Raw genomic sequence first — 23,491 nt, forward strand, 5'->3', positions numbered from 1 at the left:
AAAATTCAAAAGGGGGAACGAAAATGAATCACTTACTAACCGTTTCATCATTAACAGTGGATGAAATCACCCAGTTATTAAATCAAGCGGAACATTACAGACAAGGGCAGATGATATCGGAGCCAAGTGAGAAAATGTTTGTGGCCAACTTATTTTTTGAGCCGAGCACAAGAACGAAAAGCAGCTTTGAAATAGCTGAACGAAGACTTGGGTTGGACGTGATTCCTTTTGAAGTATCAACATCAAGTGTCCAAAAAGGCGAAACGCTTTATGACACAATTGAGACGCTTGCGGCAATAGGAGTAAACGCGGTCGTCATCCGCCACCCTCAAGATGCGTATTACCAAGAACTGATGGGAAAAGTATCGATTCCCATTTTAAATGCAGGGGACGGGTGCGGTCAGCATCCTACTCAATGTTTACTTGATTTAATGACGATTCGCCAAGAGTTTGGAACATTTAAAGGATTAAAAGTGGCCATTGTCGGAGATGTCCGTCACAGCCGGGTGGCTCGCTCCAATGCAGAAATGCTCACAAAGCTTGGTGCAGAGGTCTACTTATCAGGTCCGAAAGAATGGCATGATGAAACAATGACGTTTGGAACATACGTTGATATAGATGAAGCTGTCCGGCAAGCGGATGTCGTGATGCTGTTAAGAATCCAATTTGAGCGTCATGGCAAGCAATCAGAGGCGGCGGATGACTATCACTTACGCTATGGGTTGACAATTGAGCGTGAAAAACAAATGAAGCCTGGAAGTATTATCCTTCATCCGGCTCCTGTGAATAGAGGAGTGGAAATAGCGGATGAGCTGGTCGAATGTAAACGCTCAAGGATTTTTAAGCAAATGCAAAATGGAGTTTACGTTCGCATGGCGGTATTGGCAAGAGCATTACATATAAATGAAAGGGGAATGGACAATGGCAATTTTAATCAAAAATGGCATGTGGCTCAATAAACAAGGGGAACTTGAACAAATAGATATCAAGGTAGTTGGAAATGAGATAGCTGCAATGGGTTCCGATTTAGTAGCAAACGAGTCAGATGACATCATTGATGCAAATGGTAAGTTCATTGCTCCTGGCTTTATCGACGTACACGTCCACTTGAGAGAACCGGGCGGAGAACATAAAGAAACGATTGAAACAGGAACGCTGGCGGCGGCAAAAGGCGGTTTTACAACAATCGCGGCAATGCCGAATACAAGACCGGTACCAGATACGAAAGAACAGATGGAATGGTTACAGCAACGAATAACAGAAACGGCACATGTGCGTGTATTGCCGTATGGATCCATTACAATGAGGCAGGCAGGAAAAGAACGAACAAACTTTGAGCAATTAAAAGCAGCAGGAGCATTCGCTTTTACAGATGACGGTGTAGGGGTTCAGTCATCTGCTATGATGCTTGAGGCAATGAAGGAAGCGGCGAAACTGGATATGCCAATTGTCGCCCACTGTGAAGACAATGAATTGATTAATAAAGGCTGTGTACATGACGGAGAGTTTGCGAAGCAGCATGGGGTGAGAGGGATTCCATCCATTTGTGAATCATTGCAAATTGCAAGAGATGTACTATTAGCAGAAGCGGCCGATTGCCATTATCACGTCTGCCATGTGAGCACGAAAGAATCTGTCCGCGTCATCCGTGATGCGAAAAAAGCCGGCATTCGTGTGACAGCAGAAGTAACGCCGCATCACTTACTATTAAGTGAAGAAGATATTCCAGGATTAGATCCAAACTTTAAAATGAATCCACCATTAAGAGCGCAAGAAGATCAACAAGCGTTGATTGAAGGATTGCTAGACGGCACCATTGATTTCATCGCAACAGATCACGCTCCGCACACAGCAGAGGAAAAAGCAGAAGGAATGGAGCTTGCTCCGTTCGGGATTGTCGGCTTAGAAACAGCGTTCCCGCTTATGTACACAAACTTTGTTCAAAAAGGCATTTGCAGCTTAGCACAGCTTGTTAACTGGATGACAAGCAAACCAGCGCATACATTCGGCTTATCATTAGGCCATCTAGAAGTTGGCAGCGCAGCTGATCTTACGATTATCGATTTGGAGCAGGAAGAAAACATTGACCCGGCAAACTTTGCATCAAAAGGGAAAAACACGCCGTTTACGGACTGGGCTTGCAAAGGTTGGCCAGTCATGACATTTGTAGATGGAAAATGCGTATGGGAGAAAGGGAGTGTAACGGTATGAAGCGTCAACTCATTTTAGAAGATGGTACCGTATTTGTAGGAAAAAGATTTGGAAGTGACACTGGATTAACAGGAGAGGTTGTCTTTAATACAGGAATGACAGGCTATCAGGAGATTTTATCAGATCCTTCTTATTGCGGACAAATCGTGACGTTAACATATCCGTTAATCGGCAACTACGGTATTAACCGCGATGATTTTGAATCAATCGAGCCGGCAGTAAACGGCTTAATCGTGAAAGAATATTGCGAAGTTCCATCGAACTTCCGCAGTTCCATGACCTTGGATGAATTTTTAAAACAAAAAAATATTCCTGGATTAGCGGGAATCGATACGAGAAAGCTGACAAGAAAAATTCGCGAATACGGTACGCTAAAAGGAAAAATGTGCAGCATGGATGTAAATGTAGAGGAAGTCGTGGATTCGTTAAAAGCAACTGTTTTGCCAACGAATCAAGTTCAGCAAGTGTCGACAAAACGAGCTTATCCAAGCCCAGGGCGCGGGCAGAAAGTAGTACTTGTCGACTTCGGAATGAAGCACGGCATTTTACGGGAACTCACGCTGCGTAATTGCGATGTCATCGTCGTTCCACATCATACAACAGCAGATGAGATTTTACAGTTAAATCCTGACGGCATTATGTTAAGCAATGGACCTGGAGATCCAAAAGATGTGCCAGAAGCTATCCAGATGATTCAAGGAGTATTAGGGAAAGTTCCGTTGTTTGGAATTTGCTTAGGGCATCAGCTTTTTGCCCTCGCTTGCGGAGCAGATACGGAGAAAATGAAGTTCGGTCATCGCGGATCGAATCATCCGGTTAAAGAATTAGCGACAAACCGAGTGGCGCTGACCTCACAAAACCATGGTTACACAGTACGTGAGGAGTCATTAGCGGAAACAGGATTGTCTGTGACGCATGTGGCCTTGAATGATGGTACGGTAGAAGGCTTGAAGCATGATACATATGCTGCTTTCACAGTTCAATATCACCCTGAAGCATCACCAGGACCAGAGGATGCGAACTATTTATTTGATCGCTTTATCGAATTGATGGAAACAAACAAGAAAGTGGGGAATGAGTTATGCCAAAACGCTTAGACATTAAAACCATTTTAGTTATCGGATCAGGACCAATCGTCATCGGGCAAGCAGCAGAATTTGATTATGCAGGTACGCAAGCATGTATCGCTTTAAAAGAAGAAGGATACAAAGTCATTTTGGTGAATTCAAACCCAGCGACAATTATGACGGATTCTGAAATTGCTGACAAAGTCTATATTGAGCCGCTTACTCCTGAATTTGTGACATCGATCATTCGAAAAGAGCGTCCAGATGCACTTTTGCCGACATTAGGCGGGCAAACAGGGTTGAATCTTGCGGTGGAATTGGCAAAATCAGGCGTATTAGAAGAGCTTGGCGTTGAAATTTTAGGAACGAAATTAAGCGCGATTGAACAGGCGGAAGACCGTGATTTGTTCCGCACGTTAATGAATGAATTAAAGGAACCGGTGCCGCCGAGCGCAATTATTCATAATTTAGAAGAAGCGTACGCATTCGTTGAAGAAATCGGGTATCCGGTTATCGTCCGCCCTGCTTATACGCTTGGAGGAACAGGCGGTGGAATTTGTGAAAATGAAGAAGAACTAATCGAAATTGTTACAAGCGGGTTAAAGCACAGCCCGGTGACACAATGTTTACTTGAAAAAAGCATCGCCGGCTTTAAGGAAATTGAATATGAAGTAATGCGTGACAGCAATGATAATGCAATTGTTGTTTGTAACATGGAAAACATCGACCCAGTTGGCGTACATACAGGTGATTCCATTGTCGTCGCGCCGAGCCAAACGCTTAGTGACCGAGAATATCAATTATTGCGCAATGCCTCATTAAAAATCATTCGCGCGTTGAAAATTGAAGGTGGATGTAACGTGCAGCTTGCATTAGATCCATATAGCTTCAACTACTACATTATTGAAGTAAACCCGCGTGTAAGCCGTTCGTCGGCACTGGCATCAAAGGCAACAGGCTATCCAATTGCAAAGCTTGCGGCAAAAATCGCAGTAGGATTAACGCTAGATGAAATGATGAACCCGGTAACAGGGAAAACGTATGCATCGTTTGAGCCGGCACTCGATTACGTGGTCAGCAAAATTCCGCGCTGGCCGTTTGATAAATTTGAGTCGGCTAACCGTAAATTAGGTACGCAAATGAAGGCGACAGGGGAAGTTATGGCAATCGGCCGCACGCTCGAGGAATCACTTTTAAAAGCGGTTCGTTCATTAGAAGCAAAAGTGTACCATTTAGAACTGAAAGATGCTGATCAAATTAGTGCAGAATTGCTTGAAAAGCGCATTCGGGTTGCTGGAGATGAGCGGTTGTTTTACCTCGGAGAAGCAATTAGACGCGGCATTAGCATTCAAACGCTGTATGAATGGAGTAAAATTGATCTTTTCTTCCTAGTGAAAATGGAAAACATCGTGAAATTTGAAGAAGTACTCAAAAAAGCAGTCGGTCAGGCAGATGTATTACAAGAAGCGAAAGAGATGGGCTTTTCGGATAAAACGATTGCGAAGCTTTGGAGTATGAGTGAACGTGAAGTGTATGATTACCGTAAGCAGCACGGCATTGTGCCGGTTTATAAAACCGTTGATACGTGTGCAGCAGAGTTTGAATCAGAAACACCTTATTTCTACGGAACGTACGAAGAGGAAAATGAATCGATTGTCACAGATAAAAAGAGCGTAATTGTTCTTGGTTCCGGTCCGATTCGCATCGGTCAAGGTGTCGAGTTTGACTATGCAACGGTTCATAGCGTATGGGCGATTCGTGAAGCGGGCTATGAAGCCATCATTATTAACAACAACCCTGAAACGGTATCAACAGACTTCAGCATTTCTGACAAGTTGTACTTTGAGCCGTTAACCGTTGAAGATGTGATGCACATTATTGAATTGGAGAAGCCTTACGGCGTTGTCGTTCAGTTTGGCGGTCAAACAGCTATCAACTTAGCGGAAGAACTATCAAACCGCGGTGTGCGTATTCTTGGCACATCTCTTGAAAGCTTAGACAAAGCAGAAAACCGTGATAAATTTGAGAAAATGCTTGTAGAACTTGGTGTTCCGCAGCCGCTTGGAAAAACGGCTACTTCTGTTGAGCAGGCCGTTAAAATTGCCGAAAATATCGGTTATCCCGTATTAGTTCGACCATCCTATGTGTTGGGCGGCCGTGCGATGGAAATTGTTTATAAAACCGAAGAGCTTCTTCATTACATGGAACACGCGGTAGAAGCGAACCCGGATCATCCGGTGTTAATTGACCGCTATTTAACAGGAAAAGAAATTGAGGTAGACGCCATTTCTGATGGAGAAAACGTGTATATCCCAGGCATTATGGAGCATATCGAACGGGCAGGTGTTCACTCTGGTGATTCGATTGCGGTGTATCCGCCTCAAACCTTGTCGACGGAGATTAAAGATAAAATTGTCGATTACACGATTCGCCTTGCAAAAGGCTTGAAAATCATCGGCTTGCTGAACATCCAGTTTGTCCTCTCAGAAGGGGAAGTGTATGTACTCGAAGTGAACCCAAGATCAAGCCGTACTGTACCGTTTTTAAGTAAGATTACAAGAATTCCGATGGCGAACATTGCGACAAAGGTTATTTTAGGAGCGAAACTGCCGGACTTCGGCTATGAAACAGGGATCCACCCAGAAGAAGAAGGGGTGTACGTGAAAGCACCGGTCTTCTCATTTGCGAAATTAAGAAGAGTCGACATTACATTAGGCCCTGAAATGAAATCGACAGGGGAAGTAATGGGGCAAGATACGACGCTTGAAAAAGCTTTATATAAAGCGTTGATTGGTTCCGGTATCTCCATCCAGCCTTACGGTTCCGTTCTGATTACAGTGGCAGACAAAGATAAAGCGGAAGCAATCAAACTAGCGAAACGCTTCAACAATATTGGTTATCACATTTTAGCAACAGAAGGAACAGCAGCCGTGTTTGAAAAAGAAGGAGTTCCGACAAAAGTTGTGAATAAAATTGGTGAAGATGAAGAGAACTTGCTTCAAACAATTCGTAAAGGAGAAGCGCAACTTGTTATTAATACATTAACAAAAGGAAAGCAGCCTGCGCGTGACGGCTTCAAAATTAGACGTGAAGCAGTAGAAAACGGAATTCCGTGCTTAACCTCACTAGATACAGCAGTAGCGATTTTACAAGTGCTTGAAACGATGGGCTTCCATACAGCCCCAATGCGTAAAGCTGAAACAACACGTGAGGTGGTGTCTTCATGAGAAAAACGGAACTAATGGAGATTGTCGAGCAAAAAAACATTGCGCGCCATATTTACGAGTTGACCTTAACGGGTCAACTCGTTACCCAAATGAACGAGCCTGGTCAATTTGTGCATATACGTGTAAACGATGATTATTTTCCGACGTTAAGACGTCCTATCAGCATCTCCTCCATTGATCGGGAAAAGCAGCAGTTTACGATGATTTACCGTGCTGAAGGAGCGGGCACGAAAAAGCTGGCTGAAAAGAAGCCGGGTGATAAGGTGGACGTGCTAGGTCCTTTAGGAAACGGATTTCCGACAGATACGATGACAAAGCAGGAAACGGCTTTGCTTGTTGGCGGAGGGATTGGTGTCCCACCCCTTTATGAACTGTCACAGCGGTTAACGGCAAAAGGTGTGAACGTCATTCATGTATTAGGATTTCAATCGAGTGAAGATGCATTTTATGAAGAGAAGTTTGCAAGATTAGGAGAAACATATGTAGCAACGGTTGATGGAACGGCTGGGACAAAAGGATTTGTGACAGATGTTATCACCCAATACAATCTTCAGTTTGATACGTTATTTTCATGCGGCCCGACGCCAATGTTGAAGGCGCTTGAGCAGGCGTATTCGCATAAAAACGTATACTTATCGCTTGAAGAGCGAATGGGGTGCGGCATTGGAGCTTGTTTTGCCTGTGTGTGCCGTGTCGATGAGGCATCGGCTGCCTACAAAAAAGTATGCAGTGACGGACCAGTATTTAAAGGCGGGGAGGTAGTATTATGAGCATGTTAGCGATGGAGTTACCAGGATTATCGTTAAAAAATCCAATCATGCCGGCATCTGGCTGCTTCGGTTTTGGTCGTGAATATGCGCATTTTTATTCGCTTGATGTGCTTGGGGCGATTATGATTAAAGCAACAACAGATGAAGCGCGCTTTGGCAATCCAACACCGCGCGTCGCTGAAACACCCTCTGGCATGCTGAATGCGATCGGGCTACAAAACCCTGGTTTAACTAAAGTGATGAGTGAAGAACTTCCTTGGCTCAGCCAATACAATGTGCCAATCATTGCGAATGTAGCAGGGTCTTCTGTCGAAGAGTATGTTCACGTAACAAAAGAGATTTCAACGGTTGAGAATGTGAAAGCCATTGAATTAAATATTTCCTGTCCGAATGTGAAAAAAGGTGGCATTACATTCGGTGTTGATCCTCAAATTGCCGGCGATTTAACGAAAAAAGTAAAAGAAGTATCGTCTGTTCCTGTCTATGTAAAGTTGTCACCGAATGTCTCGAACATCGTGGAGATGGCAAAAGCGATTGAACAAGCGGGGGCAGATGGGTTAACGATGATTAACACATTGCTTGGGATGAGATTGGATTTAAAAACAGCAAAGCCGATTTTAGCAAATGGTACAGGAGGATTATCCGGTCCAGCCATTAAACCGGTGGCAATTCGAATGATTCACGAAGTCAGTCAACAAGTTCATATTCCGATTATTGGAATGGGTGGAATTACGAGTGCAGAAGACGTACTCGAATTTTTCTATGCAGGAGCAAGTGCGGTAGCGGTTGGGACAGCCAATTTTGTGGATCCGTATGTATGCCCGACCATTATTGAAGAGTTGCCTCGCGTGTTGGAAACATACGGGTATGAACACATCTCAGAGTGCATCGGAAGGAGCTGGAAACAACGTGAACAAGCCATTAATCATTGCTCTTGATTTTCCTGGCATTCAAGAAGTGAAGGGCTTTTTGAATGAATTTGAAGGAGAAAAGTTGTTTGTAAAAGTCGGAATGGAGCTGTTTTATCAAGAAGGTCTGGAAATTGTTACGTATTTAAAAGAGCAACAACATCAAATTTTCCTTGATTTAAAACTGCATGATATTCCTAATACAGTTAAGAACGGCATGAAGTCACTTGCTTCTTATGGCGTCGATCTGGTCAATGTTCACGCTCTTGGAGGGCAATCAATGATGGAAGCAGCGTTAGAAGGATTGGATGCCGGAACACCTGCTGGGCAGCACCGGCCGTTATGTATAGCCGTGACGCAGTTAACCAGTACATCGGAAACACAAATGCAGCAAGAGCAGTTAATCGAGCATAAGCTTCAAGAGGTTGTGCTTCACTATGCAGATTTAGCCAAAAAAAGCGGATTGGACGGTGTCGTTTGTTCAACACTTGAAGTTCCGATGATTCGCAGGCAAGCAGGAGATGCGTTCTTAACGGTAACGCCGGGCATTCGTCTTGCGAATCAAGGAGTAGACGATCAAGTGCGGGTGGCCACACCGGAAACGGCAAGAATAAATGGGACGAGTGCCATCGTTGTTGGCCGTGCCATTACCGCGGCTCAGCAGCCACTTGAAGCATATAAGCAAGTAAAACAACAATGGGAAGGTGTTCAAGTATGAAAAAAGAGATGGCAAAACATTTAATCGACATTAAAGCTGTTTGTTTAAGTCCGAATGAACCGTTCACTTGGGCATCAGGAATAAAGTCCCCCATTTATTGTGATAATCGTTTAACGTTATCCTACCCAGCTGTTCGTAAGGAAATTGCGAAAGGGCTCCAACATTTAATTCGAACGTATTTTGGAAACGCAGAATTGATTGCAGGGACAGCTACAGCTGGGATTCCGCATGCAGCATGGGTGAGTGAAGCACTTGAATTGCCGATGTGTTACGTGCGCAGTAAGGCGAAAGAACATGGACGGGGCAACCAAATTGAAGGAAAAGTGATGGAAGGTCAAAAAGTCGTTGTCGTTGAAGATTTAATTTCAACAGGCGGAAGCGTCATGACAGCGGTAGAGGCTTTAAGAGAAGCGGGATGTGAAGTCATCGGGGTTGTCTCTATCTTTACATATGAAATGGAACGAGCTACGGAATTGTTTAAGCAGGAAGGGATTAAAGCATTTTCATTGACGGACTACTCTTCCTTAATTGAAAAAGCGGTGGAACAAGGAACGATTCAAGAAGAAGACTACGCAAAATTAATAAAATGGCGTGAAAATCCGGCAGCAGAGGATTGGATGGTCTAAAAAACGGACATGGGCAAAATCAGCGCCCATGTCTATTTTTTTATGCTTGTGATATGTAATCTCTTTTGTTAACAAAAAATTAAAAAATGACTTTTTGCCTATTTGTTGACAGGGGGGAGATTGGAATCTATAATTCAGTTTGTGAACTCGTTGGTCAAAAATGACTTGATAGTACAAAGGGTAGTGAAAATGGATAGGCCTGTGCTTTAAAAGATGGGGAATTAACAACATAATAGAAAGATAGAGAAGGAGCGAGAAGGGTGAAGAATCGTTGGCCTTTAGTAATGATTGCGATGAGTTTGACGTTTACCTCTGCCGCGTGTTCGGCTAAAGAAGCAAGCGGGGCGAAGGAAGAGCAAACAGAAGCTAAAAATGTGGAAGTAACAGCGGTAAGTAAGGAGTCGTTAGATGCGATTTCCAATCTGTCAGGAACATTACAACCATATGATGAAACCATTTTGTCATTTGAGGTAGGCGGACGTATCGTTGATATGAGCGCAAATATTGGTGATTCCGTCAAAAAAGGAAGTGTGCTGACAAGACTCGATGCCGCTGAATATGAGCTTCAAGTAGAAAATGCGAATAAAACGATCCAACAGGCGCAAGCTGCGTTGAATTCTTCAGATGCGGCAATTCGAGCGGCAGATGTAGGTATTCAATCGGCGCAAGCTGGAGTGGCTTCTTCTGATGAGGCCATTAAATCGGCAGAAGCAAATATTAAAGCGGCCACTTCACGTATACATAGCGTGCAGGCAAGTTTGGATGAATTAAACAAAGGCGCGCGTGAGCAAGAAAAAACACAAGCGAAGCTTGCTGTCGACCGAGCGAAAAGCGTTTATAACAAAATCAACACAGATGCTGAACGTGTAAAAGGATTGTATCAAGAAGGACTTGTTTCGAAAAAGGAATATGAAGACATTCAGCTTCAGCTTTCAAATGCGAAAAAAGATGTAGAAAATGCAGAGCAAGCCTTATCTCTTATTTTAGAAGGAGCCACAGAAGAGCAACGACAGAAAGTGTACGCTTCATTAGAAGAAGCAGAAGCTGGCAAGGAGCAAGCTCAAGCTGGAAAAGGGCAATCACAGGCAGCAAAAGGGCAAGCGATTGCAGGGAAAGACCAAGCCATTGCGGCGAAAGACCAAGCCGTTGCTGCGAAAGGACAATCACAAGCTGCCTACGAACAGGCACTTGTTGGAAAAGAACAGGCGGAACTGTTATTGTCTAAAACTGCTCTGACGTCTCCAATTTCAGGCGTTGTCTTAGAAAAATTAGTGTCCACAGGGCAATTAGTCAATGCTGGAACAGCCGTCTATAAGATTGGACTCATGGATCAGTTAAAGGTGCTTCTTCCAGTTCCAGATAAAGATATTAACGAATGGCAGGTTGGTCAAGAGGTTAATGTCTTACTTCACGATCAAACAAGAAGAGGAAAAGTTAATAAAGTTTACCCACAAACAAATGCAGGAACAGGTACAATCAGCGTTGAGGTAATTATTCCAAATGAAAAGCTCGATTGGTTCCCTGGGCAAGTCGTAAAAGCAAGCCGTGTATCTTCTGATAACACAGGTATTCTTGTGCCGATTGAGGCTGTCATCAGCAATGGAGAAGAACCGTATGTCTTTAAGGAAGTGAAAGGGAAGGCTGTCAAAACAGTAGTAGAAACAGGCCAACTCATTAACAACAAAATTCATATCGTCAGCGGTTTAGAAGAAGGCGACAAAATTGTGACCCGCGGTGCCGACTTATTGTTTGAGGGGGATGCGCTGAAGGCTGCCGGAGGTAAGAGTCAATGATTGAATACCTCGTCAAGAAAAAGAAAATTACACTCTTATTCTTTTCTCTTATTGTCATCATCGGGATGCTGAGCTTTTTTCAGCTGCCGAAGCAGGAGATGCCCGATGTCATTTTGAAGCAAGCCATTGTCACAACGTCGTATCCTGGTGCGACACCGGAAAAAGTAGAACAAAATGTGACGAAGAAAATTGAACAGAAAATTAAAGAATTGCAAGGAATCGAGAAAATTACCTCGATATCTGCTAATGGACTGTCAACTATTACTATTTTTGCCGATGACGATGTTGATGCAAAGCAAAAGTGGGATGAGGTTCGTAAAAAAGTGCAGGATGCTGAAGCTGAGCTTCCTGCAGATGCAGACCAGCCAAATGTGAATGATGATTTAACAAAAGCCTTCATTCAATCGTTTGCTGTGTATGCCTCTTCACAAGAGGATGTTTACAAGCTGAATGATTTAATGGAGTCATGGAAAGATCAGCTTCGAACCATCCCATCTATTTCGGAAGTGACGATTAAAGGGATTCCGGAAGAAGAAATACGCATTGACATCGATGTGCAAAAAATGCAGCAATACGGCATTTCTTGGGGACAGCTCATGCAGGCTGTCCAAACGGAAAATGAGCGCGTTCCAATGGGGAAGCTCGACTATAACGAGCGTGAGTATCAGCTCATCATAAAAGAAACGCAGCAAGCTGAGAATTTAAATAAGGTTATTGTGTCAAGAACGCAAGAAGGATTTCCAATTTACTTAGAGGATGTAGGGTCGGCCGTTCTTACGCATGAAAAACCGAATTATTTGGCATATGTGAACGGAAAGCCGGCCGTAACGATTAGCGTGAGCGCGGAAACAGGAAGTGACGTTCCATCGGTCCATGAAAATGTGAATAACATGATGGATAGACTCGAAAAAACTCTTCCGAAATATGCGAAGCTTCAATCGTTGTACGCACAAAAAGACCGGGTTGATGAACTGTTTCATGATTTGTCTATTGAAACATCCATCGCAATTGGAGCGGTTCTATTAATTTGTACACTCGGTTTAAACATGATTACATCATCGGTTGTGGCACTTGCTATCCCGATTTCCATTGCGTCAGGTTTGTTGTTCCTTCCGTTTTTAGGGATTACATTAAACCAAATTACTATCATCGGTTTAATCATTGTGTTAGGGATTTTAGTGGATGATGCCGTCGTGGTAAATGATAACATCGAACGGAGATTAACGACGTTTGGTGAAAGTCCTTCTGTTGCGGCTGTTAAAGGAACAAAGGAAGTAGCGATTTCTATTATTACGGCGACATTGGCGACAATTGCTGCCTTTGCTCCGCTTATGTTTTTAAAAGGGGATATCGGTTCGTTCATTAAGCCGATTCCGACTGTTATTACATTAACGATGCTTGCATCAATGATTATGTCACTCACCATTATTCCTATTTTCCGTGAATGGTATGAAAAGCGAAATGGTCGTGCGCGTGTACAAGAAGGCGGCATGAAGCCTGCTGGACTATTAGGGAAACAAATTCAGACGCTTACTCGTCTTTACTCCGGTGTTCTGATGCCGAAAGTACTGAAACGTCCGCTGTTTACGGCGCTGATCGGTTTATCAATTGGGACGCTTGCTTATGGATTAGTGCCATTTACACCGGTTGAGCTGTTCCCAAGTGAAGATAAACCGAAATTCACGATTAAAGTGGAGATGCCTGTTGGAACATCACTTGAAGAAACGAACCGTCAAGTGACTGAAATTTCCGCATGGGTACAAAAGCAGCCGGGAGTTGAAAAAGTGACGGCAGCAGCAGGTAGTAATGCTCCCCAAGTATTCAGCAGCGTTGGAACATTACCAAGTCAAGGACCAGCGATTGGTCAGCTTGCCATTGTGGGAAACGAAGAAGAGATGGAACTGGAAACGACAGTTGAGGAATGGACGCAAAAATTCAAGGAAATGTATCCTGGGATTTCGGTCGTAGCGGAAGTGCCACAATCGGGACCACCTGTTGGAAAACCAGTATCGATTCGCCTCGTGGGTGAGGATTTAGGGAAACTCCGCTCGCTTTCTGAAGAAGTTAAAGCGGTTGTTGCAGCAACACCAGGAGCGTATGATGTTCAAGATAATCTAGGGATTGAACGATATGCGCTTGAGTTTGAAGTTAATAAACAATCCATGGATCAAAATCTTGTCAATTATACTGATTTGTCACGTACTCTCCGTTTAATTAGTGAAGGAGTGAACGTCAGCCAGTTCGATACAGGAACAGATACGCTGGATATTAAACTGTATTTGCAAAATGATAATGAGGACCCAACGGTTCTGTTTCAACAACTTAGTGTGACTAATGCAAGAGGAGAGCAGATTCCGTTAACGCAGCTTGGTGAGGTGAAGCCGTCGTTCTCGATTCAGCAAATTGCTCACTACAATTTAGTCCGTACGATTACAGTGGAAGCAGATGTGAAGGACCGAACAGCAACGGAAGTCATGGCGGAAATTGAAGGGAAGCTTGACACCGTGAATTTCCCGGAAGGCTATGCATGGGAAACAGGGGGAGAAACCTCTGAGCAAGCTGAAACCTTCATAGATTTAGGGAAGCTTTCCATTGTCGTTGTTTTCTTGATTATCGTGTTAATTACGATGCAGTTTAATTCATTATCACTTCCATTTATCATTATGACGACCGTTTATTTATCGACGGCGGGCGGGATTATTGGGCTATTCCTGACTAGAACGCCGCTCGGTTTCATGACGGTTATGGGAATTATTTCATTAGCAGGAGTGGTCGTGCGAAATGGAATTGTCTTAATTGAATTCATTGAAGAAGCGCGACATGAAGGGATGGAGTTGCGTGAAGCGGTCATTAAAGCAACTGAGGCCCGTTTCCGCCCAATTTTACTGACATCCTTGACGGCGATTGTTGGACTTCTGCCGCTTGCAATTCGAGGAGATGTTCTCTTTAAGCCGATGGCGGTTACGATTATTTCCGGACTGATTTTTTCTACCATCTTGACTTTATTGGTGGTACCATCTTTATATATGGTACTTGCTGCTTATAAAAATAAACGTCAAGAAAAGAAAACAAAAAGGCTATTGGCGAAAGAAAGTGAACTTTCCGTGTAAATAAAGGGGAAAATGTCCTAAAAGCCTTTTAAAGGTTTTTAGGACATTTTTGCTCTACAAGTAGGAATTAAAACGTGGGGAAGGAGGGAGATTAGATGGACGAGAAACAAACAGACATTATGCAAGCGGCTGTTCGCTTGTTTTCAGAGAAGGGTTATAACTCTACTTCGGTGGAGGAAATTGCGAAAGCAAGCGGTATGGCGAAAGGATCATTTTATAAGCATTTCAGTTCAAAAGAAGATTTAGTGTATCAAATTTGTGCGCTCATTCCGAAACGAATTGAAACAGAGCTGGTGAAAATATATGCAAAAGGTTATCACTCTCGTTACGAGAAGTTAGTGGATTTTCTGTCGATTTGTATTGAGGCGGTCCTTGCCAATCAACTTCATTTGCTTATGAGCATTTTTGATTTACCGTTATTTAAAAATCGAAAAATGAACGAAGCTGTTGAATGTACAATTAAGCAAATGAACACGTGGAATAAGGAATTTCTGCTTGATCTTTATGGTCCCGAAATCGAAGAGTATGTAGGTGATTTAATTTTTCTTTTGAAAGGCTGTATTATCGAGTATGTGCACACATCACAGCATCACGATTTAAATGTAGATGGAAAGAAGGCGGCTGTATTCATAGCGACGATGTTAAATATCGTCGTGAAAGGGTTGATGGAAGAAAAACCACAGCCATTCTTAACTATCGAAGCACTTGGCGGAGAGATGCAAGAGGGAGCGGAGAGCCCGCTGTTGAAAGCGCAAAAAATCCAGTTGCTGTTGAGACAGATGGAATATACCGTGAAAAGCTCGAAGGTAGATGCGGAAGAGGAATATTTACAAACATTGTCCTTACTTGGAGAAGAAAGTGCTAACAAAAAGCCGAAACCGTTCTTATTAAAAGCATTAATTGAGTATCTTGAGAAAGTACCAGAACTTCAGGAAGATTGTGCCAAGCTTAAAGAATTACTCAAGTTACAACAAATGAGCGCATAGCAAAAGAGGCCCTTTTGAATAGGGGCCTTTTTTGATTGGATGCTTAACAAGCTATGTTTTTATTTGTTGTTACGAAGTTTTAAAACAAGCTCTTCGCTTGGTGTTACGTAGACTGTTTGCTGGTTGTCATAAATAACGAAGCCTGGCTTGGAGCCACTCGGCTTTTTCACATGGCGAATTTTTGTGTAATCAACAGGCACAGCACTCGAACTTTTCGCTTTGCTAAAATAGGCAGCTAAATGGGCGGCTTCCAAAATCGTTTCATCTGAAGGTGTTTGACTTCGGATAACGACATGAGAACCAGGGATATCCTTCGTATGAAGCCAAATATCATCCCTTGCCGAAAGGCGGTTCGTTAAATATTCATTTTGTTTATTGTTTTTGCCAACTAAAATAGCGGTTCCATCGCTTGAGGTGTATTGTTCAAGCATCGGTTTTTGCGGTTTATTCTTTTTTGCCTGTTTGCCTTTTCGGTTTCGCACGTATCCTTCTTCGATAAGCTCTTCTCGAATCTCTGCGATATCTTTCGGAGAAGCGGACTCCATTTGCTGCATTAACCCTTCGAAATAGCGGATTTCGTCCATTGTTTTGTCAATTTGCTCTTCCACGATAGCTACAGAGTTTTTGGCTTTTTGATATTTTAGGAAATAGGCTTGCAAATTTTGGGACGGTGACTTTTGTGGATCGAGCGGGATGACAACCGTTCCGCCTGCCTCATCATAATAATTAATGACCTCTACTTCTTTGTCTCCTTGTTTTATGTTATACATATTGGCAGTAAGCAGTTCCCCGTATAATTGGTATTGTTGTGCTTTTTCCGCATCTTTTAAAGTTTGTTCCAGCTTTTTAACTTTCTTTTCATTCTTTTTTGTTTCGTTTGAGATGAACTGCAGCAAATCATTCGCCTGCTGTTTGACTCGATCGCGTTCAGCTTTTCCATAATAAAAGCGGTCGAGAAGTTCACTCAATGTACTGAATGTTTGAATGTCGCCGTTTAAGTGCGAGAGTGGAATCATGTAAAAAGAGTCTTTTCCTGCACTTGTCATTAAGGACGGCTTAAATGATTGTTCTTTAATAGAAGTCATCATCTTTATGAACGCTTTTGGCAGTGAACTTCGATTTGCGATCCCTGCATGATGAACGATTTCATTTGCTAGAAGCGGTGAAATGCCTTCAAATGCTTGAACAAGCTGTCCAGCCAACTTGCCGCTATTAAAATCAAGCTTCTTTAAAATCGTGTCTTCCTCTGCTGTAAATGGATTGGTTTTTCCTTGCTGTGGCGGAAGAACGTATGGGTGGCCAGGTAAAATTGTTCGGTGGCGGTTCAATGACATCGGAATATGTTTTACGCTGTCCATGATGATGTTCTTCTCTTTATCGACAAGGACAATGTTACTGTGGCGCCCCATAATTTCAATGATTAGTTGCTTTTCAATTAGGTCGCCAATTTCGTTGCGGCCTTTTGTTTCAATAATTAAAATACGATCCAATTCATGCTGCTCCACTTTTTCGATGATGCTTCCTTCTAAATGTTTTCGAAGGAGCATACAAAACATTGGTGGTTCAGCTGGATTATCGTACGCCTCATTTGTAAAGTGTACGCGTGCATAACTCGGATGAGCTGAAATTAACAGCTTTCGATTCACACCTTTTGCCCGTACTTGAAAAATCAGCTCATTCGGAAATGGCTGGTGAATTTTATTAATGCGTCCTGTTTCAAGGTTCGCTTTCAGCTCTTGCAGCATCGCATATGTAAACATCCCATCAAACGACATATCTTTCCCTTCCTTTCACAAAGCGCTTAGAGCGTCATGCCTCCAAACACTGTATTAAAAGTATAGCATGTTTTAGGACGAGTCTGAATAAGCTTACGATATAGAGAATGAAGGTAAAGGGTGTGGAGAAATGGCATGAAGTGGTATGAACTGAGTGAAAAAGCCGTACTACAAATGACGAGAACGACAAAAGAAGAAGGGTTATCAACAAAGGAAGCGAAAGAAAAGCAAAAAAACGATGGAATGAACGAACTTCAAGAAGCTGAAAAACAGTCAGCTTTACTTTTGTTTCTTGAGCAATTTAAAGATTTTATGGTGCTTGTGCTTCTCGCTGCCACTTTAATTTCGGGTCTGCTTGGAGAGTACATTGATGCCATTGCGATTATTGCGATTGTCATCATTAACGGTTTTTTAGGCTTCTTTCAGGAAAGGCGGGCAGAAAAATCGCTGGATGCGTTAAAAGAATTATCCGCTCCGCAAGTCATGGCGCTCAGAGATCATGAGTGGATTCGCATCCCGTCAAAAGAGCTTGTGGCAGGAGACATCATTAAGTTTACGAGTGGGGATCGCATCGGAGCGGATATTCGCATTTTAGAAGCGAAAAGTCTCGAAATTGAAGAATCGGCATTAACCGGAGAATCGCTGCCTGTACCAAAACAAACGTCGCCATTAACGGGGCAGGACGTACCGCTTGGTGATCAAAGTAATATGGCGTTTATGGGAACGCTCGTTACAAGAGGAAATGGAATAGGTGTAGTTGTAGGAACAGGAATGAATACGGCGATGGGACAGATTGCCAATCTTTTGCAAAATGCGGAGGCGGTCACAACACCGCTTCAACGAAAGCTTCAGCAGCTAGGAAAAATTTTAATCATTGTTGCATTGCTATTGACTGTACTTGTTGTCGGAATTGGTGTCATTCAAGGGCACGCTTTATATGAAATGTTTTTGGCTGGTGTATCGTTAGCGGTCGCTGCCATTCCTGAAGGACTTCCGGCCATCGTGACGGTTGCTTTATCTCTCGGTGTGCAGCGTATGATTAAACAAAAGGCCATTGTCCGGAAGCTGCCAGCTGTTGAAACGCTAGGGTGCGCTTCGGTCATTTGTTCCGATAAAACGGGGACGATGACACAAAACAAAATGACTGTTACGCATATTTGGTCAGGAGGGCGTACGTGGAATGTAAGTGGAACGGGCTATCATCCTCACGGTCAATTTTATTTAGGTGAAAAAGAAGTGGAACCGGGGCAGTTTAAACCACTTCAGCAATTATTGCTTTTTGGGGTGCTATGTAATCAAACGACGTTATTGAAAAAAGAAACAGAATACGCGGTTGATGGAGATCCGACAGAGGCTGCTCTGCTTGTGGCTGCTATGAAAGCTGGATTTAATCGGGATGCTGCTTTGGAGCAATTTGAAATCATTCAAGAATTTCCGTTTGATTCAACGAGGAAAATGATGAGTGTGGTCGTCATGGATAAAAAGAATGGAAAACGTTATGTGGTGACAAAAGGGGCACCGGATGTGTTGCTGACCAATAGTGCTAATATTTTATGGGATAACAAATTACAGCCCATGTCAGCCTCAATGAACAGCGAGGTCAAAAGAGCCATCAATCAGCTGGCAAGTCAAGCGTTAAGGACCATTGCTATCGCCTATCGTCAGGTAACTAATGAGACGTTTCAAAGCGAACGCGAGGCAGAGCGTGATCTTGTTATGATTGGTTTGCAAGGAATGATCGATCCGCCAAGACCTGAGGTGAAAGAAGCGGTCAAGGAATGCCGAGATGCAGGAATCAAAACGGTGATGATTACAGGAGACCATGTCATTACGGCAAAAGCGATTGCTGCTCAGTTAGGCATTTTAAAGTCGGGTGGAAAAGTATTGGACGGGACGACTCTATCAACGATGAGTGCAGATGAGTTAGAAGAGGTAGTAGACGATGTGTATGTATATGCCCGCGTATCGCCTGAACATAAGCTGAAAATTGTGAAGGCGCTGCAGGCAAAGGGGCATGTTGTTGCCATGACAGGAGATGGCGTGAATGATGCTCCTGCTATTAAAGCGGCGGATATCGGCATTTCCATGGGAATAACCGGAACAGATGTAGCAAAGGAAGCGTCTGCGCTTGTGTTGCTTGATGATAATTTTGCGACAATTAAAGCAGCAATTAAAGAAGGACGAAACATTTACGAAAACATTCGGAAATTTATCCGTTATTTGCTCGCTTCTAACGTCGGTGAAATTTTAGTTATGTTGTTTGCGATGATTTTGGCCCTTCCGCTTCCGTTAGTCCCTATCCAAATTTTATGGGTTAACTTGGTGACGGATGGTCTTCCAGCAATGGCGCTCGGTCTTGATCAACCTGAAGAAAATGTGATGAAGCGCAAGCCGCGCCATCCAAAAGAAGGAGTTTTCGCGAGAGGGCTCGGATGGAAAGTAATTAGCCGAGGCTTTTTGATTGGAATTGCGACATTAGCAGCCTTTATGATTGTATATGACAATACGCCGGCAAATTTAGAGTATGCTCAAACCATTGCGTTTGCGACGCTTGTTATGGCTCAGCTCATCCATGTGTTTGATTGCCGAAGCGATAAGTCGATTTTTGATAGAAATCCATTTGAAAACCTGTATTTGGTCGGTGCGGTATTGTCGTCTATTTTATTAATGCTCATTGTTATTTACTATCCACCGTTGCAGCCAATTTTCCATACGATGCCGATTATGCCGAGGGAGTGGCTCATTATTCTCGGGATGGCCAGCGTTCCAACTTTTTTATTGGCGGGTTCACTTTTAACAAGAAAAACGACTTGAACTGTGATATAATGCAAAAGGTGATAGAATCCAATTCTATGACCTTTTCTTTTGCTTTCTTTTCATAACTATTTTTTGTAAGATATGTACATAGTGGATGTGATAACATGGTTTATAGCATGACAGGCTTTGGCAGGGGAAAAGCTGAATCCGAGCAATATACGGTGACGGTTGAAATGAAATCGGTCAATCATCGTTTTTGCGAGATGGTTATTCGGATGCCTAGACAATTGCTTGAAATGGAAGATAAAATGAAAAAGCTCATTCAAACTTACATAGAACGCGGGCGAATTGAAGTTTTTGTTACGATATCAGGAGAAGGCACGGCAAGGAAAAAAGTCCAAATCGATCGTCCGTTATTGGAAGAATATATCCATCATTTACGGCAAGTGAAACAGGAGTATGGACTAGAAGGGGACGTTCATGTTCGAGATGTGCTCAAAATGTCCGACGTGCTAACGACGATAGAGGAAGAAAAACAACATGATTCCCTTTACGAGCTTGTTCTGTTAGCGGCAGAGCGAGCAGCGGAGCAACTTGTGGAAATGAGGCGGCTGGAAGGGACAAAACTGGCTGGAGACGTTCTTGGTCAGCTGGAGTCGATAAAAAATGCGCGTGAACAAATCGTCTTACTGGCCCCGCAGGTGGTGGAACAATACCGAAACCGTCTGCAAAAAAGACTGGCTGATTTGACTGGCGGCACAGTAGATGAACAAAGGGTACTAACAGAAGCAGCTATGTTTGCAGATAAAGCTGATATTAATGAAGAACTAACAAGAATTGAGAGTCATCTGTATCAGTTCATTCAAACGCTCGATAAAAAGGGTGTAGTAGGCCGCAAGCTCGATTTCCTTGTTCAGGAGCTGAACCGTGAAATGAACACAATCGGAGCAAAAGCGAACAACGGGGAAATTGCCCAGTTAGTCGTCGAAATGAAAACCGCTCTGGAGCGAATTAAAGAGCAAGTGCAAAATATCGAATAATGTAACAGGGGTTAGGCTGCCGTCAAGACGGTTAAAATATAACCCATTAGGAGGCTTGTAGATGAGCGGCAAGTTGATTAATATAGGGTTTGGAAATTTTATTTCATCGCATCGTATTATTTCGGTCGTCCATCCTGATTCTGCGCCCATTAAGCGAATGGTTCAAGATGCGAAAGAACGAGGTACGTTAATTGATGCGACATTGGGAAGGAAAACGAGATCGGTTGTGATTATGGACAGCGACCATGTTATTTTGGCACCTGTCCAGCCAGAAACGGTATCGCATCGAATTGCCAATAAAGAGGAATTATTATCAGAAGGGTAGGTCATCTGTATACAATGAGAGAAAGAGGACTATTAATTGTTCTTTCAGGACCGTCGGGTGTAGGAAAGGGCACAGTGCGCAAAGCATTATTTGCACAAGAAGATACGAATTTCGAATACTCTATTTCAGCGACAACAAGATTGCCGCGTGAGGGAGAAGTAGACGGAGTTGATTACTTATTTAAAAGCCGTGAAGAATTCGAAATGATGATTAAAGAAAATAAATTACTCGAGTGGGCAGAATATGTAGGGAATTACTACGGAACACCAGTTGAGTATGTAGAAAAAACATTGGCAGAGGGCAAGGATGTGTTCCTTGAGATTGAAGTGCAAGGAGCTATTCAAGTGAAACAGGCCTTTTCTGAAGGATTATTTATTTTCTTAGCGCCGCCAAGCCTTTCTGAGCTGAAAAGTCGGATTGTAAATCGTGGAACAGAAAGCGAAGAGCTAATCAATAATCGCATGAAAGTGGCGAAGGAAGAAATTGATATGATGGACGCGTATGATTATGTCGTGGAAAATGACACGGTGGAAAATGCTTGCGACCGAATTAAAGCGATTGTTACGGCAGAACATTGTCGACGTGACCGCGTGTCTGCGCGTTATAAAAGAATGCTGGAGGTAGAATAATTTATGCTATACCCATCAATTGATTCATTAATGAAAAAGCTAGATTCAAAATATACGCTTGTGACAGTGGCGGCAAAGCGTGCGCGTCAACTTCAAGTAAAAGATGATTTGATGATTGAAAAGCCAGTATCCCATAAATACGTGGGTAAAGCGTTAGAAGAAATTGACGCAGAATTACTGCATTATCGAAAAGTAGAAAAGCAGGATAGCAAAGGCGCTGCTTTGGAGGAATAGTTACGATGAAAAAAATAACAACCTGTTGCAGGTTGTTATTTTTTTCAATGCAAATATGGTACGATGCATGAAGCATAGATGAGATTGATTGGAATAGGTGGGAGAAGAAATGGTAAAGGGAAAACGGGTTTTATTATGTGTAACAGGCGGCATTGCGGTTTATAAGGCAGCTGCGTTAACGAGTAAGCTTGTTCAGGCAGGGTTTGAAGTCAAAGTGATGATGACAAAATCAGCCGGTGAATTCGTCACGCCGCTTACTTTTCAAGCACTTTCAAGAAACCCCGTTTATACGGATACGTTTGATGAAAAAAATCCAGCTGTCATTGCTCATATCGACCTTGCAGATTGGGCTGATTTAATTCTTGTCGCTCCAGCTACGGCCAATATGATTGGCAAGCTGGCCAATGGTATTGCCGATGACATGATTTCCACAACCTTGCTTGCAGCAACAGCCAAAGTCTGGATTGCGCCTGCGATGAATGTGCATATGTATGACCATCCGGCTGTCAAACGAAACATCGAAACCCTTGCGTCATTCGGTTATGAATTTGTGGAACCGTCAGAAGGCTATTTAGCATGCGGGTATGTTGGAAAAGGGAGATTGGAAGAGCCGGAGAAAATTACTGAGCTTATTCGTGCTTATTTTGAAACGACTCAGCCACAACCGTTCAAAGGGAAACACATACTAATTACCGCAGGTCCGACAAGGGAAAAGGTAGACCCAGTCCGCTTCTTCACAAATCACTCAACGGGAAAAATGGGCTATGCAATAGCTGAGGAAGCGAAAAAACTAGGAGCCCATGTTACTCTTGTAACAGGTCCGACCAATATTGACTATCCGAAAGGTGTACGAGTCATTTTGGTTGAAAGCGCCCAAGAGATGTATGACGAGGTTATGGAGCATTATCCTCAAGCTGATGTTGTCATTAAGTCGGCAGCGGTCGCTGATTACCGCCCGAAGCTAGTGCATGAGCAAAAAATGAAAAAGCAGCCTGGAGATGCGGTCATCGAGCTTGAACGTACGATGGACATTTTAAAGGCACTCGGCGAACGAAAAACCCACCAATTGCTCATTGGTTTTGCTGCAGAGACGGAGAATGTGGCTGAATATGCCCAAAAGAAATTGCGCGAAAAGAATGCAGACATGATTGTTGCCAATGATATTCAGGCGAAAGGAGCAGGATTTGGCGGCGAGACGAACATTGTCACAATGTATAAGCGCACAGGTGAAACGAAAGAACTTCCGCTCCTGTCCAAAAAGGAAGTCGCTCAAAATATTTTACGTGAAATTCAGGATATGTTAGAAGGTTGATAA

At 43.1% G+C, this 23,491-nt stretch carries 18 protein-coding genes; 17 read left to right on the forward strand and 1 reads right to left on the reverse strand.

Annotated features, from left to right (window positions below; all coding sequences use genetic code 11):
• The first annotated feature begins 23 nt into the window (after window positions 1–23).
• From ACXAEO_RS04715 to ACXAEO_RS04765, 11 genes are all read left to right on the forward strand, one after another.
• Window positions 24–959 (forward strand): aspartate carbamoyltransferase catalytic subunit, encoded by a 936-nt coding sequence (locus ACXAEO_RS04715; RefSeq protein ID WP_474878572.1) that lies wholly within the window; start codon window positions 24–26, stop codon window positions 957–959.
• A complete protein-coding gene (locus tag ACXAEO_RS04720; protein ID WP_474878574.1) occupies window positions 922–2,211 on the forward strand; it encodes a dihydroorotase in 1,290 nt (429 codons plus the stop codon). The genes ACXAEO_RS04715 and ACXAEO_RS04720 overlap by 38 nt, the downstream gene beginning before the upstream one ends.
• The gene (locus ACXAEO_RS04725) at window positions 2,208–3,308 is read left to right on the forward strand and encodes a carbamoyl phosphate synthase small subunit (RefSeq protein WP_474878576.1); all 1,101 of its coding nucleotides are present in this window, start codon (window positions 2,208–2,210) and stop codon (window positions 3,306–3,308) included. The genes ACXAEO_RS04720 and ACXAEO_RS04725 overlap by 4 nt, the downstream gene beginning before the upstream one ends.
• Window positions 3,293–6,505, forward strand: a complete 3,213-nt coding sequence (gene carB / locus ACXAEO_RS04730) for a carbamoyl-phosphate synthase large subunit (protein WP_474878578.1) — start codon at window positions 3,293–3,295, stop codon at window positions 6,503–6,505. Before ACXAEO_RS04725 ends, carB begins: the two co-directional genes overlap by 16 nt.
• On the forward strand, window positions 6,502–7,275 hold the full coding sequence (locus ACXAEO_RS04735; protein ID WP_474878580.1) for a dihydroorotate dehydrogenase electron transfer subunit: 774 nt from the start codon (window positions 6,502–6,504) through the stop codon (window positions 7,273–7,275). Before carB ends, ACXAEO_RS04735 begins: the two co-directional genes overlap by 4 nt.
• A complete protein-coding gene (locus tag ACXAEO_RS04740) occupies window positions 7,272–8,213 on the forward strand; it encodes a dihydroorotate dehydrogenase (protein ID WP_474878582.1) in 942 nt (313 codons plus the stop codon). The genes ACXAEO_RS04735 and ACXAEO_RS04740 overlap by 4 nt, the downstream gene beginning before the upstream one ends.
• A complete protein-coding gene (gene pyrF / locus ACXAEO_RS04745) occupies window positions 8,143–8,901 on the forward strand; it encodes an orotidine-5'-phosphate decarboxylase (RefSeq protein ID WP_474878585.1) in 759 nt (252 codons plus the stop codon). Before ACXAEO_RS04740 ends, pyrF begins: the two co-directional genes overlap by 71 nt.
• Complete coding sequence (gene pyrE / locus ACXAEO_RS04750) at window positions 8,898–9,527, forward strand: orotate phosphoribosyltransferase (RefSeq protein WP_474878588.1); 630 nt, start codon at window positions 8,898–8,900, stop codon at window positions 9,525–9,527. Before pyrF ends, pyrE begins: the two co-directional genes overlap by 4 nt.
• A gap of 260 nt (window positions 9,528–9,787) precedes the next feature.
• Entirely contained in the window at window positions 9,788–11,320 is a 1,533-nt protein-coding gene (locus ACXAEO_RS04755; protein ID WP_474878590.1) for an efflux RND transporter periplasmic adaptor subunit, read from the forward strand.
• The gene (locus tag ACXAEO_RS04760; RefSeq protein WP_474878592.1) at window positions 11,317–14,430 is read left to right on the forward strand and encodes an efflux RND transporter permease subunit; all 3,114 of its coding nucleotides are present in this window, start codon (window positions 11,317–11,319) and stop codon (window positions 14,428–14,430) included. Before ACXAEO_RS04755 ends, ACXAEO_RS04760 begins: the two co-directional genes overlap by 4 nt.
• Before the next feature lie 95 nt (window positions 14,431–14,525).
• Entirely contained in the window at window positions 14,526–15,416 is an 891-nt protein-coding gene (locus tag ACXAEO_RS04765; RefSeq protein ID WP_474878594.1) for a TetR/AcrR family transcriptional regulator, read from the forward strand.
• Window positions 15,417–15,475: 59 nt separating this feature from the next.
• Here ACXAEO_RS04765 and ACXAEO_RS04770 read toward each other — a convergent pair whose 3' ends face one another.
• The gene (locus ACXAEO_RS04770; protein ID WP_474878597.1) at window positions 15,476–17,191 is read right to left on the reverse strand and encodes an Rqc2 family fibronectin-binding protein; all 1,716 of its coding nucleotides are present in this window, start codon (window positions 17,189–17,191) and stop codon (window positions 15,476–15,478) included.
• 135 nt (window positions 17,192–17,326) lie between these two features.
• Here ACXAEO_RS04770 and ACXAEO_RS04775 point away from each other — a divergent pair, with 135 nt between their 5' ends.
• From ACXAEO_RS04775 to coaBC, 6 genes are all read left to right on the forward strand, one after another.
• A complete protein-coding gene (locus tag ACXAEO_RS04775; RefSeq protein WP_474878599.1) occupies window positions 17,327–20,005 on the forward strand; it encodes a calcium-translocating P-type ATPase, SERCA-type in 2,679 nt (892 codons plus the stop codon).
• Window positions 20,006–20,112: 107 nt separating this feature from the next.
• Complete coding sequence (locus ACXAEO_RS04780; protein ID WP_474878601.1) at window positions 20,113–20,988, forward strand: YicC/YloC family endoribonuclease; 876 nt, start codon at window positions 20,113–20,115, stop codon at window positions 20,986–20,988.
• A 61-nt stretch (window positions 20,989–21,049) separates the two neighbouring features.
• Window positions 21,050–21,313: a DUF370 domain-containing protein gene (locus ACXAEO_RS04785; protein WP_028394614.1), complete on the forward strand. Its 264-nt coding sequence runs from the start codon at window positions 21,050–21,052 to the stop codon at window positions 21,311–21,313.
• 14 nt (window positions 21,314–21,327) lie between these two features.
• Entirely contained in the window at window positions 21,328–21,942 is a 615-nt protein-coding gene (gene gmk / locus ACXAEO_RS04790) for a guanylate kinase (RefSeq protein ID WP_474878603.1), read from the forward strand.
• Between the two features lie 3 nt (window positions 21,943–21,945).
• A complete protein-coding gene (gene rpoZ, locus ACXAEO_RS04795; protein WP_474878605.1) occupies window positions 21,946–22,176 on the forward strand; it encodes a DNA-directed RNA polymerase subunit omega in 231 nt (76 codons plus the stop codon).
• Window positions 22,177–22,285: 109 nt separating this feature from the next.
• Window positions 22,286–23,488, forward strand: coding sequence for a bifunctional phosphopantothenoylcysteine decarboxylase/phosphopantothenate--cysteine ligase CoaBC (gene coaBC / locus ACXAEO_RS04800; protein ID WP_474878608.1), 1,203 nt, complete (start codon window positions 22,286–22,288; stop codon window positions 23,486–23,488).
• The last annotated feature ends 3 nt before the right edge of the window (window positions 23,489–23,491 follow it).

It is taken from the genome of Bacillus sp. ABA4_010 (assembly GCF_056159105.1).

Excerpts from the sequence above, each read along its gene's own strand:
- ACXAEO_RS04715 (WP_474878572.1), top strand. The coding sequence starts at position 24 with ATGAATCACTTACTAACCGTTTCATCATTAACAGTGGATGAAATCACC.
- ACXAEO_RS04720 (WP_474878574.1), top strand. The coding sequence starts at position 922 with ATGGCAATTTTAATCAAAAATGGCATGTGGCTCAATAAACAAGGGGAA.
- ACXAEO_RS04725 (WP_474878576.1), top strand. The coding sequence starts at position 2,208 with ATGAAGCGTCAACTCATTTTAGAAGATGGTACCGTATTTGTAGGAAAA.
- carB (WP_474878578.1), top strand. The coding sequence starts at position 3,293 with ATGCCAAAACGCTTAGACATTAAAACCATTTTAGTTATCGGATCAGGA.
- ACXAEO_RS04735 (WP_474878580.1), top strand. The coding sequence starts at position 6,502 with ATGAGAAAAACGGAACTAATGGAGATTGTCGAGCAAAAAAACATTGCG.
- ACXAEO_RS04740 (WP_474878582.1), top strand. The coding sequence starts at position 7,272 with ATGAGCATGTTAGCGATGGAGTTACCAGGATTATCGTTAAAAAATCCA.
- pyrF (WP_474878585.1), top strand. The coding sequence starts at position 8,143 with ATGAACACATCTCAGAGTGCATCGGAAGGAGCTGGAAACAACGTGAAC.
- pyrE (WP_474878588.1), top strand. The coding sequence starts at position 8,898 with ATGAAAAAAGAGATGGCAAAACATTTAATCGACATTAAAGCTGTTTGT.
- ACXAEO_RS04760 (WP_474878592.1), top strand. The coding sequence starts at position 11,317 with ATGATTGAATACCTCGTCAAGAAAAAGAAAATTACACTCTTATTCTTT.
- ACXAEO_RS04765 (WP_474878594.1), top strand. The coding sequence starts at position 14,526 with ATGGACGAGAAACAAACAGACATTATGCAAGCGGCTGTTCGCTTGTTT.
- ACXAEO_RS04770 (WP_474878597.1), bottom strand. The coding sequence starts at position 17,191 with ATGTCGTTTGATGGGATGTTTACATATGCGATGCTGCAAGAGCTGAAA.
- ACXAEO_RS04775 (WP_474878599.1), top strand. The coding sequence starts at position 17,327 with ATGAAGTGGTATGAACTGAGTGAAAAAGCCGTACTACAAATGACGAGA.
- ACXAEO_RS04780 (WP_474878601.1), top strand. The coding sequence starts at position 20,113 with ATGGTTTATAGCATGACAGGCTTTGGCAGGGGAAAAGCTGAATCCGAG.
- ACXAEO_RS04785 (WP_028394614.1), top strand. The coding sequence starts at position 21,050 with ATGAGCGGCAAGTTGATTAATATAGGGTTTGGAAATTTTATTTCATCG.
- gmk (WP_474878603.1), top strand. The coding sequence starts at position 21,328 with ATGAGAGAAAGAGGACTATTAATTGTTCTTTCAGGACCGTCGGGTGTA.
- rpoZ (WP_474878605.1), top strand. The coding sequence starts at position 21,946 with ATGCTATACCCATCAATTGATTCATTAATGAAAAAGCTAGATTCAAAA.
- coaBC (WP_474878608.1), top strand. The coding sequence starts at position 22,286 with ATGGTAAAGGGAAAACGGGTTTTATTATGTGTAACAGGCGGCATTGCG.